At 67.1% G+C, this 14,140-nt stretch carries 10 protein-coding genes and 1 pseudogene; 6 read left to right on the forward strand and 5 right to left on the reverse strand.

Features of this window, described 5'->3' with window-relative positions; all coding sequences use genetic code 11:
• The first annotated feature begins 18 nt into the window (after nucleotides 1-18).
• The gene (locus tag B4U45_RS16040) at nucleotides 19-1,494 is read left to right on the forward strand and encodes a glutamate-cysteine ligase family protein (RefSeq protein ID WP_075545650.1); all 1,476 of its coding nucleotides are present in this window, start codon (nucleotides 19-21) and stop codon (nucleotides 1,492-1,494) included.
• An 8-nt stretch (nucleotides 1,495-1,502) separates the two neighbouring features.
• Here B4U45_RS16040 and B4U45_RS16045 read toward each other — a convergent pair whose 3' ends face one another.
• Nucleotides 1,503-2,999 carry an amidase gene (locus B4U45_RS16045; protein ID WP_075545651.1) on the reverse strand — a complete coding sequence of 499 codons (1,497 nt, stop codon included), beginning with the start codon at nucleotides 2,997-2,999 and terminating at the stop codon, nucleotides 1,503-1,505.
• 178 nt (nucleotides 3,000-3,177) lie between these two features.
• On the opposite strand from B4U45_RS16045, the gene B4U45_RS16050 reads away from it, so the two are divergent.
• Nucleotides 3,178-4,572 carry a WS/DGAT/MGAT family O-acyltransferase gene (locus tag B4U45_RS16050; protein WP_219859449.1) on the forward strand — a complete coding sequence of 465 codons (1,395 nt, stop codon included), beginning with the start codon at nucleotides 3,178-3,180 and terminating at the stop codon, nucleotides 4,570-4,572.
• 49 nt (nucleotides 4,573-4,621) lie between these two features.
• On the opposite strand, the gene B4U45_RS30440 is transcribed toward B4U45_RS16050, so the two are convergent.
• The 4 genes and pseudogenes from B4U45_RS30440 to B4U45_RS16065 form a co-directional block, all read right to left on the reverse strand.
• Complete coding sequence (locus B4U45_RS30440) at nucleotides 4,622-4,972, reverse strand: glycerate kinase (RefSeq protein ID WP_082275250.1); 351 nt, start codon at nucleotides 4,970-4,972, stop codon at nucleotides 4,622-4,624.
• Nucleotides 4,951-5,118: pseudogene (locus B4U45_RS30445) on the reverse strand (glycerate kinase); the annotation flags it as partial. The gene B4U45_RS30440 and the pseudogene B4U45_RS30445, both read right to left, overlap by 22 nt.
• Nucleotides 5,115-6,455 carry a cation:dicarboxylate symporter family transporter gene (locus tag B4U45_RS16060; protein ID WP_082275246.1) on the reverse strand — a complete coding sequence of 447 codons (1,341 nt, stop codon included), beginning with the start codon at nucleotides 6,453-6,455 and terminating at the stop codon, nucleotides 5,115-5,117. The gene B4U45_RS16060 and the pseudogene B4U45_RS30445, both read right to left, overlap by 4 nt.
• Before the next feature lie 8 nt (nucleotides 6,456-6,463).
• Nucleotides 6,464-7,573, reverse strand: a complete 1,110-nt coding sequence (locus B4U45_RS16065) for a tartrate dehydrogenase (protein WP_075545654.1) — start codon at nucleotides 7,571-7,573, stop codon at nucleotides 6,464-6,466.
• 131 nt (nucleotides 7,574-7,704) lie between these two features.
• Between B4U45_RS16065 and B4U45_RS16070 the strand changes: the two genes are divergently transcribed.
• The 4 genes from B4U45_RS16070 (at nucleotide 7,705) to fadD4 (ending at nucleotide 14,139) form a co-directional block, all read left to right on the forward strand.
• A complete protein-coding gene (locus B4U45_RS16070) occupies nucleotides 7,705-8,610 on the forward strand; it encodes a LysR family transcriptional regulator (RefSeq protein ID WP_075545703.1) in 906 nt (301 codons plus the stop codon).
• A 246-nt stretch (nucleotides 8,611-8,856) separates the two neighbouring features.
• Complete coding sequence (locus tag B4U45_RS16075; protein WP_075545655.1) at nucleotides 8,857-10,005, forward strand: PE family protein; 1,149 nt, start codon at nucleotides 8,857-8,859, stop codon at nucleotides 10,003-10,005.
• Nucleotides 10,006-10,163: 158 nt separating this feature from the next.
• Nucleotides 10,164-11,858, forward strand: coding sequence for a PE domain-containing protein (locus B4U45_RS16080; protein ID WP_075545656.1), 1,695 nt, complete (start codon nucleotides 10,164-10,166; stop codon nucleotides 11,856-11,858).
• A gap of 751 nt (nucleotides 11,859-12,609) precedes the next feature.
• Nucleotides 12,610-14,139, forward strand: coding sequence for a fatty-acid--CoA ligase FadD4 (fadD4, locus tag B4U45_RS16085; RefSeq protein WP_075546639.1), 1,530 nt, complete (start codon nucleotides 12,610-12,612; stop codon nucleotides 14,137-14,139).
• The last annotated feature ends 1 nt before the right edge of the window (nucleotide 14,140 follow it).

Below are 14,140 nucleotides of genomic sequence, written 5' to 3' on the forward strand. Positions count from 1 at the left end.
GCCGCGAGGAGGTGTGCCGTGGGCGACCGCGTCGATGCTTCCGGCCTGGTCGTCGGCCACGAGCGTGAGGTGCGGCACCGGCTGCGGCGATGCGTTGCCGCGTTGCGCCGCATGGTCGACGACGGCTGGTTCACCGGCCACCAGGATTCCATCGGCATGGAGGTGGAACTGGATCTGGTGGACCCGCTGGGCCGGCCGCGGCTGGTCAACGACGCTGTCCTGGCCCGCCTCGGCCGCGCGGACATGCAGCACGAGCTCGGCCAGTTCAACGTCGAGCTGAACCTGGCACCCCGCCGGCTACACGGCAGCGTGCTGCGCGACAGCGAACGCGACCTCGCCGAGGTCCTCGACGGATGCCGGGCACGCATCGAGCGGCTGGGCGCCCGGCTGCTCGCGGTCGGCATGTTGCCGACGCTGAGCGCCGAGCAGCTCACCGTCGAGCGCATCTCGCACAACGCCCGCTACGAGCTGCTGACCAGCCGGATGTCGGCCGCTCGGCAGCGGCCGTTCCTGGTGCGCATCCTCGACGGCTGCGAGTCGGTGGAGTTCACCACCGATTCGGTGGCACCCGATGCGGCCACCACCAGCCTGCAACTGCACCTGCGGGTAGCGCCGGACCGGTTCGCCGCCCACTACAACGCCGCCCAGGCGATCGCGGGAGTGCAGGTGGCGGTTGCGGCCAACTCGCCGTACCTGCTCGGCCGCCAGGCATGGCAGGAGACCCGCATCACGCTGCTCGAACAGCTGCTCGACACCCGTCGGCGCGAAGAGGTACGCGCCGGCGCGCCGGCGCGGGTGCGGCTCGGTGACCGCTGGATCGACGACCCCGTCGAGCTGTTCGACGACCTCGTCCGGTTGTTTCCGCCGCTGTTTCCGATGCTGGAGGCCCAGGACCCCGATGCCGCCCTGGAGGCCGGTCAAGCGCCCACCCTGCGGGAGCTGCGGCTGCACAACGGCACCGTGTGGCGCTGGAACCGTCCGGTCTACGACGTCCAGGGCGGGCAACCGCAATTGCGCATCGAAAACCGGGTGCTGCCAAGCGGTCCGACCGCCGTCGACATGGTCGCCAACGCCGCCTTCTACTACGGGCTGATCCGGTCGATCGCCGACAGCACCGACAGCGGCGCGCCGTGGCGGCAGTTACCGTTCGCCGCGGCCGAGCAGAACCTGCATCGCGGGGCCCGCGACGGGCTGGCCGCCCGGCTGCATTGGCAGGGAGGCGAGCAGCCGGTCGAGCGGCTCGCCGGTGAGTGGCTGCTCCCGGCCGCCGCTGCCGGGCTGGATGCCTGGGGCGTCGATGCGGCTGACCGCGACCGCTATCTCGGTGTCGTCGCAGCGCGGGTGCGGACCGGGCAGACCGGGGCGGCCTGGCAGACCGCGGTGGTGCGTCGCCTCGAGGACCGCGGGATGCCGCGCATCACGGCGCTGCACGAGATGACCCGGCGTTATGCCGAGAATGCGCACACCGGCGCTCCGGTGCACGAATGGCCTTGAGCGGGAGCCTAACTCGCCGCCACTGCGGTCGCCGGATGCCGTTGCGCCCAGGGGCGGGCCTCTTCGAGTTGCGCGGCCAGCTGCAACAGGTCACCGTCGGCGCCCAGCCGTCCGACGAACTGCACCCCCAGGGGCAGCCCGTCGTCGGTCCAATGCAACGGCACACTGATGGCGGGCCGCCCGGTCAGATTGGCGAGTTGCGTGTAGGGCACCCAGCCCAGGCTCTCCTGAATCAGTTGATCCAGAATTCCGCTGAGCGCCAACACTTTTCCGGCATGCAGCTTGCTCAGCACCCGGGCCACCGTCTGCAGGCGGGGTGACGTCGCCGTGGCGCCGACCGCAAGGGGTGGCGTGGCCAGGGTCGGGGTCAGGAAGTAGTCGTAGCTCTCGTGGAACGTCGTCAGGGATTGGATGTAGTTGTTAATGTTCTCCAGCGCCTGCATCGGCGCCAGCACGCCGGCGGACCGCGCGAGCTCACACATGCCCAGGGTGTCGGCCTCGAAGTCGCTGTCGCGGGCGCCGATTCGCGCTTTGATGTCGGCGACGTGGCGGTAGAGCTGAGCGAACCAGATGATCAGAAAATCACGCGCCAGGGCGGCGTCGTCGTAGGGCGGCTTGACTTCCTCGACCCGGTGACCGAGGTCCTGCAGCAGCTTGGCCGCGCCGTCGACCGCGGCGACGGCCTCCCGGTGAGGGCTGGGGTTGATTGCCGACGACGTCGAGAAGCCGATCGTGAGGACGCCCGGACGGTTGTTGATGTGTTCGGTGAACGGGACGTCGGGGAGCCGAACCTGGTATCCGGCACGGGGATTGGGTCCGATGATTGCGTCGTAGTGCCCGGCGCTGTCGCGCACTGTGCGGGACACGACGCCCTGGACCGCCATGCCGAACATCGGCTCGCCGGTTTGCGGACCGTACGGCGCCAGCCCCCGGCTGGGTTTGAGGCCGACGAGCCCGTTGCAGGCGGCCGGGATGCGGATCGACCCGCCGCCGTCGTTGGCCCCGGCTGCCGGCACGATCCCGGCGGCGACCGCCGCTGCCGATCCGCCCGACGAGCCGCCCGGCGTGTGCTGCAGGTTCCATGGGTTGCGGGCCGGACCCCAGTACTCGGGCTCGGTCACACCCTTGGCCCCGAACTCCGGGGTGTTGGTCTTGCCGAAGATCACCAGGCCGGCGTCCAGGAACCGCTGCGTGATCAGAGCGTGCCGGTCGGCCACGTCGTTGGCCAGCGACCGGGATCCGGACGAGGTGGGAAAGCCCTGATATTCCTGGTCGAGGTCCTTGATCAGAAACGGCACACCGGCGAATCTGCCGTGCAACCGCGGGTCGGCGGCTTGCCGGTCGGCGACCTCGTCGAGGCGACGAACGATCGCGTTCAACCGCGGATTGACCGCATCGGCACGTTGGCGCGCCAGCGCGAGAAGTTCGGCCGGGGTGAGCTGTTTGCGTTCGACGAGCTCGGCCAGAGCCGTCGCATCCAGTGACAGGTACTCGTCAAGCTGCATTGACCGATCCTACGAGCCGGCCCGCTGCCGCGCGCCGTCCGACTCGAAGCCATGCGTGCGCACTGGTGTTCGCCGCGGCAGGTTTACCCGCCGCCAGAAGGGGTAACCCCGGCGGGTGCAGTGTGCGCATCGGGCAGCGCCACCGTCTGATACCCGCAGCGAGTCAGGGGAGAGCATTGTGGAAAGACTGAGCGGGCTGGACGCCAGTTTCCTATACCTGGAAACCTTCACACAGCCGTTGCATGTGTGCTCGCTGCTGGAACTGGATACTTCGACCATGCCGGGCGGCTACACGTTCGACCGGCTGCGCGACGCGTTGGGGATGCGGATCAAGGCGATGCCGCAATTCCGCGAGAAGCTCGCCGACTCCCGGCTGAATCTGGATCACCCGGTGTGGATAGAGGACGCCGGTTTCGATCTCGACCACCACCTGCAGTGCATCGGTGTACCGGCCCCGGGCGGGCGGGCGGAAGTGGCCGAGACCTGCGCCCAGATCGCCGAGGTGCCGTTGGACCGGGACCGCCCGCTGTGGAAGATGTGGGTCATTGAGGGCCTCGCCGGCACGCCCGCATCCGCGGGTGGCCGAGTGGCGGTGCTGACCAAGGGGCATCACGCCGCGGGGGACGGGGTCATGGGCGCCGACCTGCTGGCGCGGCTGTGCAGCACCGAGCCGGACGCGCCACCGCCGGATGCGGTGCCCGGCCCCGGTGGTGCCAACTGGCTGCAGATTGCCGCCAGCGGGCTGGTGGGCTTTGCCTCCCGATCATGGCGGCTGGCCAACGTGTTGTCGCTGACGGGTGCTTCGCTCGTCGAGACGGCCCGGCGAGCCCGTAGCGGGCGAAGCATGGCACGTCCGTTCGCCGCGCCGCCGACGGCGTTCAATGCCGCCGTCACCGCCCAGCGCAACATCGCGTTTACGCAGCTGGAGCTATCCGACATCAAGCAGGTCAAGAATCGGTTCGGCGTCAAGGTCAACGACGTGGTGATGGCGGTGTGCGCGGGGGCGTTGCGGCGCTGGCTGTTCGACCGCGGCGAACTGCCCAGCAAGCCGCTGGTGGCGATGGTGCCGGTGTCGGTGCGGCAGGCCTCATCGCGGCCCGGTCATAACCAGGTCTCGGGCATGTTCTCCCGGCTGGAGACCCACATCGCCGACCCGGGCCGGCGGTTGCAGGCCATCGCACAAGCGAACTCGCGCGCCAAGGACCACAGCTCGGCGATCGGAGCCACGCTGCTGCAGGACTGGGCGCAGTTCGCCGACCGGGCAGTGTTCGGTACCGCGATGCGGCTTTACCCCAAGATCCCGCTGACTCATTCACCGGTGCATAACCTGATCGTCTCCAATGTGGCCGGCCCGCAGGGCACGCTGTACTTCCTGGGCGCACGGCTGACGGCGATATATCCGCTTGGGCCGATTTTTCACGGCTGCGGGCTCAACATCACCGTCATGTCGCTCAACGACAAACTTGATCTCGGCATCATTTCCTGCCCGAAGCTGCTGCCCGATCTGGCGGACCTCGCCGACGACTTCACCGCCGCGCTGCAGGAACTGCTCGCCGCTTCACCGCCCGGCTGACGCCGCGACGGGTACGCGGGCGGCGAATAGCACTGCGGCACAGCCGATCTTATGAGACCGTCGTGCCGGTCGACATCTGGATGCGCCCTCCGATGTGGGTGCCGATGCGGTAGGGCAATCCGGCGCTGAGTAGAGGGTCGCGGCTGGCGTCGCTGACGCTGTGGTCGGCGAGAGTGCAGATATCAGTGAATAATGTTGAGCTGAAATCTATTTCGGCTCGGCTCGCCCCGGCGATGACCGGCGTGGGAGCGGCGCGCCGCGCGACGACGGCAGGTAGCTTCCCCTGCAGGGTCTGGCGATCCAGGCACCCCTCACCGGTGATGATGACGTCGACGTCGGCCAGGCGCCGCTGAAAACCGACGGTCGCCCCTTCTGCAAAGCGAAAAGCACAGCGGCACAGTCGGGCCCGGTCAGCGGGCTGGTGACATCACCGGCCACGACCAGCTCGACCCCGCTCAGGTCGACGGCGCGCGAGGCGTCCACCCGACGAATTCGGTTGAGGGCGTGGGCCTGCGGTGGCCGGCAGGCTGCCCTTGAACTTATCAGGTGCGACGAGTGCCCGCATGCTGCATTCCGGGTCCGACGAGTATCGGTTCGGTGTCCCGGCGTATCGGACGAGTACGGCTGCCGGCGAGCACTTTTCGAGCCTGATCAACGTCGAGCTCGCGGTTCCACTTGGCCACGAACAGGGTGGCTACCGCGTTACCGATGAAGTTGACCAGGGCTCGGCACTCGGCCATGAATTTGTCGATCCCGAAGATCAGCATGATGCCGGAGGCCGGGATGTGGCCGACGGTGCTCAGTGTCGCGGTCAGCGCGATGAACCCGCCCCCGGCCGTGCCGGCCGCGCCCTTGGACGTCAGCAACATGACTGCGAGCAAACCGATTTGCGCACCGATGCTCAGGCGGGTGTTGGTCGCCTGGGCGATGTAGACCGCGGCCAGGGAGAGATAGATCGCCGCACCGTCGAGGTTGAACGCGTAACCGGTCGGCACGATCAGCCGCACGGTGGCCGCACTGACCCCGGCGTGTTCGAGCTTGCGCATCAATCCGGGCAGTGCGGGCTCGGGGCTGGAGGTGCCCAGGACCAGCAACAACTCCGCACGCAGGTAGCTCAGCAGGTGAAAGATGTTGAGCCGCAAACACGCCATCACCGAACCGAGCACGACCACCACGAACAGCGCGGACGTGACGTAGAACAGCACGACCAGGCCGGCCAGGCTGGTCAGCATGTGGACGCCGCATCCGCCGGTCGCAACGGCCATTGCCCCGAAAGCCCCGAGCGGCGCCAGCTTCATGAGGTAGGACAGCACCTTGAAGACGACCGCGGTCAGTCGGTTGACGGCGTCGAGCACCGGGCCGCCGATCTGGCCGACCGCGTTGAGCGCCACCCCGAAAAGCACGGCGAGAAAGATGATTTGCAGGACGTCACCGTCGACGAACGGGCCCACCACGCTGCTGGGAACGAGGTGGCTGAGCAGCTCCCACCCGTGCTTGCCCGCGGTGGTCGGTTTTGACCCCGGGTAGCCGGCGGGAATCTTGCCCGGGTCGGCGTTGACGCCGTCGCCGAGCCGGAACACGTTGATCGCCATCAGCCCGGTGACCATCGCGACGATCGTCCCGGCCTGGAAGTAGGCCAGCGCTTTGACACCGGTCAGTCCGACCTTGCGCAGGTCCGCGACGCCGGCGATACCCCCGACGATGGTGAGGAACACGATGGGCCCGATCAGCATTTTCATCGCGGCGACGAATGTGGTGCCGATCGGTTCCATCGCCACACCGGCGGCCGGCGCCAGCCAGCCCAGCACGATGCCCGCACCGATGGCGACCAGCACCCAGAAGTACAGCTGTCGGTACCACGGCGTCGTCCCGTATGCCGTCATGACAGTGGTCAGGCCGCGCTGAGAACCGGTGCCAGCGCGGCGATCACCGCGTCGGCCATCTCGTCGGTGCTGGCCGTGCCGCCGATGTCGCGGGTCAATACGCCACGGCCGGTGGCGATTTCGATCGCCGAGTCGACGCGGCGAGCCTCGTGATGCAGCCCGAAGTGGTCGAGCATCATTGCGGCACTGGCGATCGCGCCGATGGGGTTGCTGATCCCGCGACCGGCGATGTCGGGCGCCGAACCGTGCACGGGTTCGAACATGCTGGGGAAGCGCCGTTCCGGGTTGAGGTTGGCGCTGGCGGCCACGCCCAGGCTGCCGGCCAGCGCCGAGCCCAGATCCGAGAGGATGTCGGCGTTGAGGTTGGACGCCACGACCACCGACAGATCTTCGGGATGCAGCACGAACTTGGCGCTCATCGCGTCCACCAGCACGCTCTCGTGCGCCACGTCGGGATAGTCCCGGGCGACCCGCGCAAAGACCTTGTCCCACAACACCATTCCGTATTGCTGGGCGTTGGACTTGGTGACGCTGGAGACCTTCTTCACTCGGCGGGTGCGGGCCAGGTCGAATGCGAACCGGATGATGCGTTCGCAGCCCTTGTCGGTGAACATGGCGGTTTGCAGGGCTACCTCGTTGCCCGGGCCGCGACCGCTGAGGTTGCGCCCGCCCAGTCCCGCGTACTCGCCTTCGCTGTTTTCCCGCACGACCACCCAGTCCAGGTCGTGGTCGTCGGCGTTGCGCAGCGGTGAAACCACGCCGGGCAGGAACTTGACCGGGCGGACGTTGGCCCACTGGTCGAAATTCTGGGTGATGTTCAGCCGCAGTCCCCACAGGCTGATGTGGTCGGGCACGTCGGGCCAGCCCACCGCGCCGAAATAGATGGCGTCGAACGCCCGCAGGGTTTCCAGCCCGTCGGCGGCCATCATCCGCCCGGTCCACTCGTAATACTCACAGCCCCAAGGGAACTCGGTCCACTCGAAGGTATACAGGCCTGACTGTGTCGCCAGGGTGTCCAGGACCCGTCGGCCCGCGGCGACGACTTCCTTGCCGACGCCGTCGCCGGGAATCGCGGCGATCTTGAAAACCTGCCGTGTCTGCCCTGTCTGCCCTGCCATGGGAAGCCTCCGTTGCTGACTCTGTGGTTGCTACACAGTCCATTAGCGGGACGCCGGCCGGTGCGCGTCCAAGACCAAGTTGCGATCGGTGGTATAGGCTTCGCCTATCGAAGCTGATCAGAGGAATGGCCATGGATGTCAGGCAGCTCAAGTTTTTCCTGGCGGTCGTCGACTACGGCGGCATTGGCAGGGCGGCCGAACAGCTGATGATCGCCCAGCCGTCGCTGTCGCAGGCCATCGCCGGCTTCGAACGTGAGCTGGGCATGCCGCTGTTTCACCGGGTCGGGCGTGGGGTGGTGCTCTCCGACGCCGGTAAGGCGCTGGTGGGTCCGGCCCGGGTGGTACTCCGCGATATCGACGAGGCAACAGCCGTCATGCGGGAGCTGAAGGGACTGCGTGGTGGTCGGGTCGATCTGATCACCATGCCGTCGCCGGGAATGGAGCCGCTGACAACGATTTTGGCCGCTTTTGCCGGCGACCATCCGGACGTCGCCGTCAACGTCGAGGCCGGCTTTACTCCGCAAGAGATTCTGGACAGCGTGCGCAGCGGCGCAACCGAGATCGGGGTGCTGGGAGCGGCCGAACCCACGCGCACTTCCGATCTCGACGTCGTCGCGCTGGAACGTCAAGCGCTGGTACTGATTTCGCGTCTCGATGATGACGAGCCGGGTGGCCCGACGGTGCGGCGCGAAGACTTGGCCGGGTGCCGGCTGATCGTGTCCCAGCGCGGCTCGTTGATGCGTGCGCTTGTCGATGATGTCCTGGCCGAAGGCATCCCGGCCACCATCGTCGCCGAGGTTGCGCACCGCACCTCAATGCTGCCGATGGTGCTCAACGGGATCGGCCGGGCTGTGATGCCGTCGTCGTGGACCCGGGTGGCGCAGCGCGCCGGCGCACGAGTGCAGCGCATCGTTCCGGAGGCCTACCTGTACGTGGCAGCCGTCAGCCGTCGCAGCCACGTGACCGCCGGCGCCACCGCGCTGATGGATACGGCGCGCCGCTACAGCGAGCTGGCACCGGAGCCGACGAAATTCTAGCGGGGTGCACCTTGGCACGCGCCGGCTGGGCTGGTGATCGAACATCAAATACCTTGGTGCCCTGTGATTGTCGATCTCCGCCGGGATGACCGGCGGTCGCACCGCAGGCATCGCTGAAGCCCGGCGATCGGTCTGCGCACTCATGAGCACTAGGGCCTGTTCAACAAAGGTACAAATCCCCTATCGGGATGGGTGTCGCGCCAACGAAACTGTACGTCGCTGGCCGCACGCACGTGGAGGTGTCAGATGTCGTTTGTGATCACGGCCCCGGAGACCATGACGGTGGCAGCAACAGATCTCGCGAACATCGGCTCCGCGATCGGTTCGGCCAATGCGGTGGTGGCTGCGCCCACGACAGGGGTGCTGGCTGCGGGCGCCGACGAGGTGTCAGCGGCGATCTCCGGATTGTTCAACGCGTACGCCCGGGAATTTCAAGCCCTGAGCGCCCAGGCCGCGACATTCCATGAGCGGCTGGTGAGCTTGTTGAATGGCGGCGCGGCAGCATATCTCGGCACCGAGATCGCCAACGCCGAGCAGGCGTTGATCAGCGCGGTTAATGCGCCCGCGCAGACCTTGCTGGGACACCCGTTGATCCCGACCGGCGGCGCCTCGGCGGTCGGACAAGGCGTCGGTGCGATCATGGCCGCCGGACGGGGTGCGGTCGATGCGGCTGCCGGGGCAACCGCGGCGTTGGCAGCGGAGGCGACTCCGGGCATTGCGGGCCCGTACCAGGACCTCATTGCGAATACATCCGCCAACCTGCAAAGCCTCGGCAGCACCTGGGCTACCAACCCGGCACCGTTCTTGCGCCAGATCGTGGCCAACCAGATGGCATACGGTCAGACGATCGCCACGTCGCTGCAGAACGCGGCTCAACACCTCGGTACCGCGCTGTCTGACCCGTCGGCGCTGAATCATGTTGTGACGGACCTATTCCCGATCGCTGCCATTCCCGCGCAGATCCAGCAAAACCTCGTCAATATCGGGACCACACTCACCAAGGTGACGCCGGCGGTGGCCCTCGCGGCGTTAGGTCCCCCGCTGAGCACCCTCGAGGGATTCGGGACCGCCGTGGCGGCCTTTACCGGCGCGGTGCAGACCGGAGATGTCGCGGGAGCATTAGGAGCGTTGATCGATGCTCCCGCATTCGTCGCCAATGGCTTCCTCAACGGCGAAGTGACACTACCCTTGTTCCTACCGCTTGGCCTGGGACTTGTGGTGCTTGATATCCCCTTCGACGGGATTCTTGCTCCGCCACACGCCATGACAGGGACTCTGGTGTGGTTCTTGCCGCCGCTTGTGGACGATATCTCCGGTCCGCCCGTCAGCGGCATTCTTCCCACCCTGATGAACGTTGTGCCGCAACAACTTGCGCTGGCGATCACCCCGGCGTAGTCGTCTGAGGATCCGCCGGCAGCGCGCATGGTCATGCCGCAGTTGTCACGGTGCGCTCGGTAAACGAGCACAAGGCCGGCTCCATTTTTTCGATACCCGCGTGTTTTCCGGTGTCGGGCCCCATGATGACTAGTACGCGATAGCACGAGGGGTAGGCGATGTCGTTTGTGCTGGTAGGGCCGGACATGGTGGCGACGGCCGCCGCGGATGTGGCGCGCATCGGTTCGGCAGTGAGTGTGGGCAATTTGGCGGCGGTCATTCCGACGACCGAAGTCGCGGCAGCGGCCGCCGACGAGGTGTCGGCGGCCATTGCGGCGCTGTTCGGCGCGCACGCCCAGGAGTATCAGGCGGCGGCGGCGCAGGCAGCGACGTTTCACGAGCAGTTCGTAGCCACCTTGAGCGCGGCGGCGGCATCGTATGCCAGTGCCGAGGCGACCGTCGCGGGCGCTCTGGTTTCAGCGGTTTCCGACGGATTCCAGACAGGGGTCTACGGTCCCGTCCGCAACGCCGGCCAAGCGTGGATCACCAGCCCGTTCGGCCAAGTGCTCGACCCGGTCATCAATGCGCCCACCCACCTGCTGTTGGGGCGTGACCTGATCGGCAACGGAACTGCCGGCACCGCGGCAAATCCCACCGGCGGCGCCGGCGGGGTGCTGTTCGGCGACGGCGGGGCCGGCTATACGCCGACCGGCGGTCCCGGAGCTGTAGCCGGCGGTCGAGGCGGGAATGCCGGATTCATCGGCAACGGCGGCCCCGGCGGCGACGGCTTTGGCGGCGGGCCGGGCGGCATGGGCGGCACCGGCGGACTGCTGATGGGCAACGGCGGCATCGGCGGTACCGGCGGTGTCAGCGGTGCGGGCGGCCAGGCGTTATTGTTCGGCACCGGCGGCCTCGGCGGGCCCGGCGCGCCGAGTGGTCGCGGCGGGCTGTTCATCGGCGAGCCCGTCAACGTCGGGAATTGGCTGCACCCCGGCAGCGGCAACGAGCAGTCGATCGTCATCGACTTCGTGCGGCACGGGCAGACCACGGCCAACGCGGCGGGATTGATGGACACGGCAATACCGGGAGCCAATCTCACCGCGGTGGGCCAGCAACAGGCAATAGACATCGCCAATGTGCTTGCGCCGCAGGGCCCCTTCGCCGGACTGTTCGACTCGCAACTGGTCCGCACGCAGCAAACCGCCGCGCCGTTGGCCACCATCCTCGGGATGACCCCGCAGGATTTGCCGGGGCTCAACGAGATCAATGCCGGCATTTTCGAAGACTTTCCGCAGATAAGTCCCGCGGGCCTGCTGTATCTGGTCGGCCCGATGGCATGGACGTTCGGATTCCCCATCGTGCCGATGCTCAACCCGGGCTCCATCGACTTCAACGGAGTGGTCTTCGGCCACACCTTCAACGGCGCGGTGCAAACGATGTACGACACCGCGCTGGCGAACCCGGTGCCGGCGGCGGACGGCAAGGTCACCGTGGTGTCCTACTCCAGCGCCTTCACCATCGGCGTCGGGACGATGATGGGCGTCGACAATCCGAATCCGCTGCTCATCCTCACCCACCCACTGCCCAACACCGGCGTTGTCGTGGTGCAGGGCAATCCCACGGGGGGCTGGACGATGGTCAGTTGGGACGGGATGCCGGTCGCGCCGGCGTCGTTACCGACCGAGCTGTTCGTCGACGTGCGTAACCTCATCACCGCGCCGCAGATTGCCGCTTTCGACATCGGCTGGTCGCTGTTCACCGGCGACCCGGCGACGATCGTGAACGCGGTCCGGACCGGGATCGACGAGGTCGGCACCGCGGTGGTGCAGTTCCCCGTCGCGGTGGCCACCGACCTGATCGACGCCGTGTGCTGATCCGGACCTGCTTCATAGCTGGAGCCACCTGCTGGCATCAGCGCGCGTCCGCAGCGCGCGGCCGTCATCAACAGCTAGCTGCTCGGACGCACCTCGGTCCGCCGATGGTCGCCGGCACGACTTCATTGACGACGTCCTGAAAGGCATCCGATGTCGCCTGTGTGGCGACAACTCGGCATTCGCTGCCTCCGCCGTCGGTGGGCCGGGCGGTGACGGCGGTAACGGCGGCTACGCCAACTTCATCGGGAACGGCGGCCCCGGCGGTGACGGTGGCACCGGTGGGACCGGCTTCACGAACGGGGTGGGCGGCTATCTGGGTGGACGCCCTGGAAACAATGAGCGGCCGCACCCATCACCAGCCCGCACGCCGGGCACCCCATCCATCATCATGTCGCCGGACCGTACGTCCGTGGACCCAGATAAGGCTGGGCGCCGGCACGCCACGCTTGCTGTCTTCGACCCCTCAGCACTCACGGAGGCGTCACATGATTTGAACCGCAACGTCTTTGCCTCGCTCCGCGCCGACCCAGTATGCGGCGGATCCTGGTCGGCCTCGAGGTCGTTCGTCCTCGCTGCGCTGCGGGCGCTCCACCTCGACCCCGACTGCGGTCCACCGCCCCTCAACACGGAGCGGGGAGCACGGGCCAAACAACAACGACCAACCCGGATCCACCTTTACGGGGGTCCCCAACACAGATAAGGGGGAAGGGGAACCGGGTCTGCTCTGCGGACACCGCGCCCCTGACTGCCAATGCAGATCCGCCAGCACCTGGGAGATGCGAAAAGCGCCAACAAACCGGCTGTCATCCTGCATCCGTCCGGGACCATCGTGACCTTTGCAGACCTGGAAGCCCGGGCCAATCGACTAGCGCACCGATTCCGTCGGGCGGGGCTGCGGGAAGGCGACGTCGTCGCCATTCTGATGGAGAACAACGAACACATCCACGCGGTCATGTGGGCGGCACGCCGCAGCGGCCTGTACTACGTGCCGGTCAACACCCACCTGGCCCCGGCCGAGGCGGCCTACATCGTCGACAACAGCGGCGCCAAGGCGATCCTCGGGTCCGCGGCGCTTCGCGACACCTGCGCGGGTCTGGCCGGCCATCTTCCCGCAGGCCTGCCGGAGCTGCTGATGATCGCCGACGGCGACCTGGCGGGCTGGGAGCGATACCCGGAATGCGTTGCCGGCCAACCCGGCACACCGATCGACGACGAACGTGAGGGCGACCTGCTGCAGTACTCGTCGGGAACCACTGGCCGGCCCAAGGGAATCAAACGTGAATTACCCCATGTTCCACCGGATCAGGCGCCGGGGATGATGTCGGCGCTGATCGATTACTGGATGGACCGCGATTCGGTCTACCTGAGCCCGGCGCCGCTCTACCATACCGCCCCGTCGGTGTGGTCGATGAGCGCCCAGGCCGGCGGTATCACCACCGTGGTGATGGAGAAGTTCGATCCCGAGTCGGCGCTCGACGCCATTCAGCGCTACCGGGTGACGCACGGCCAGTTCGTACCGGCGATGTTCACCAGAATGCTGAAACTGCCTGATTCGGTGCGTAATTCGTACGACGTGTCCAGCCTGAAGCGGGTGATGCACGCCGCGGCGCCGTGCCCGGTCGAGATCAAGAAGCAGATGATCGACTGGTGGGGACCGATCGTCGACGAGTACTACGCGTCCTCCGAAGCCGTCGGATCCACGCTGATCACCGCCGAGGATTGGCTGGCGCACCCCGGTTCGGTCGGCAAGCCGATGCAGGGCGCGGTTCATATCCTGGGCCCCGACGGCAACGAACTCCCGCCGGGCCAGCCGGGTGAGATCTATTTCGAGGGTGGGTTCTCCTTCGAATACCTCAACGATCCGTCGAAAACCGCTGCGTCGCGCGACAAGCACGGCTGGGTGACGGTGGGCGACATCGGCTATCTCGACGACGAGGGCTACCTGTATCTGACAGACCGGCGCCATCACATGATCATCTCCGGCGGCGTCAACATCTACCCGCAGGAAACCGAAAACGTGTTGGTGACGCACCCGAAAGTGCTCGACGCCGCGGTTTTCGGTGTTCCCGACGGCGAGATGGGACAGCGGGTGATGGCCGCGGTGCAGACCGTCGACCCGGCTGACGCAACCGAGGAATTCGCTGCTGAACTGCTGGCGTGGTTGCGGGATCGCCTGTCGCACTTCAAATGCCCCAAATCCATCGCTTTCGAGGCGAAGTTGCCACGCACCGACACCGGCAAGCTCTACAAGGACGGGCTGATCGAGAAGTATTCGGCCTGAC

The organism is Mycobacterium persicum (assembly GCF_002086915.1).
Taxonomy (GTDB): Bacteria; Actinomycetota; Actinomycetes; order Mycobacteriales; family Mycobacteriaceae; genus Mycobacterium; species Mycobacterium persicum.

Excerpts from the sequence above, each read along its gene's own strand:
- B4U45_RS16060 (WP_082275246.1), bottom strand. The coding sequence starts at position 6,455 with ATGACGGCATACGGGACGACGCCGTGGTACCGACAGCTGTACTTCTGG.
- B4U45_RS16080 (WP_075545656.1), top strand. The coding sequence starts at position 10,164 with ATGTCGTTTGTGCTGGTAGGGCCGGACATGGTGGCGACGGCCGCCGCG.
- fadD4 (WP_075546639.1), top strand. The coding sequence starts at position 12,610 with ATGCAGATCCGCCAGCACCTGGGAGATGCGAAAAGCGCCAACAAACCG.
- B4U45_RS16070 (WP_075545703.1), top strand. The coding sequence starts at position 7,705 with ATGGATGTCAGGCAGCTCAAGTTTTTCCTGGCGGTCGTCGACTACGGC.
- B4U45_RS16045 (WP_075545651.1), bottom strand. The coding sequence starts at position 2,999 with ATGCAGCTTGACGAGTACCTGTCACTGGATGCGACGGCTCTGGCCGAG.
- B4U45_RS16065 (WP_075545654.1), bottom strand. The coding sequence starts at position 7,573 with ATGGCAGGGCAGACAGGGCAGACACGGCAGGTTTTCAAGATCGCCGCG.
- B4U45_RS16075 (WP_075545655.1), top strand. The coding sequence starts at position 8,857 with ATGTCGTTTGTGATCACGGCCCCGGAGACCATGACGGTGGCAGCAACA.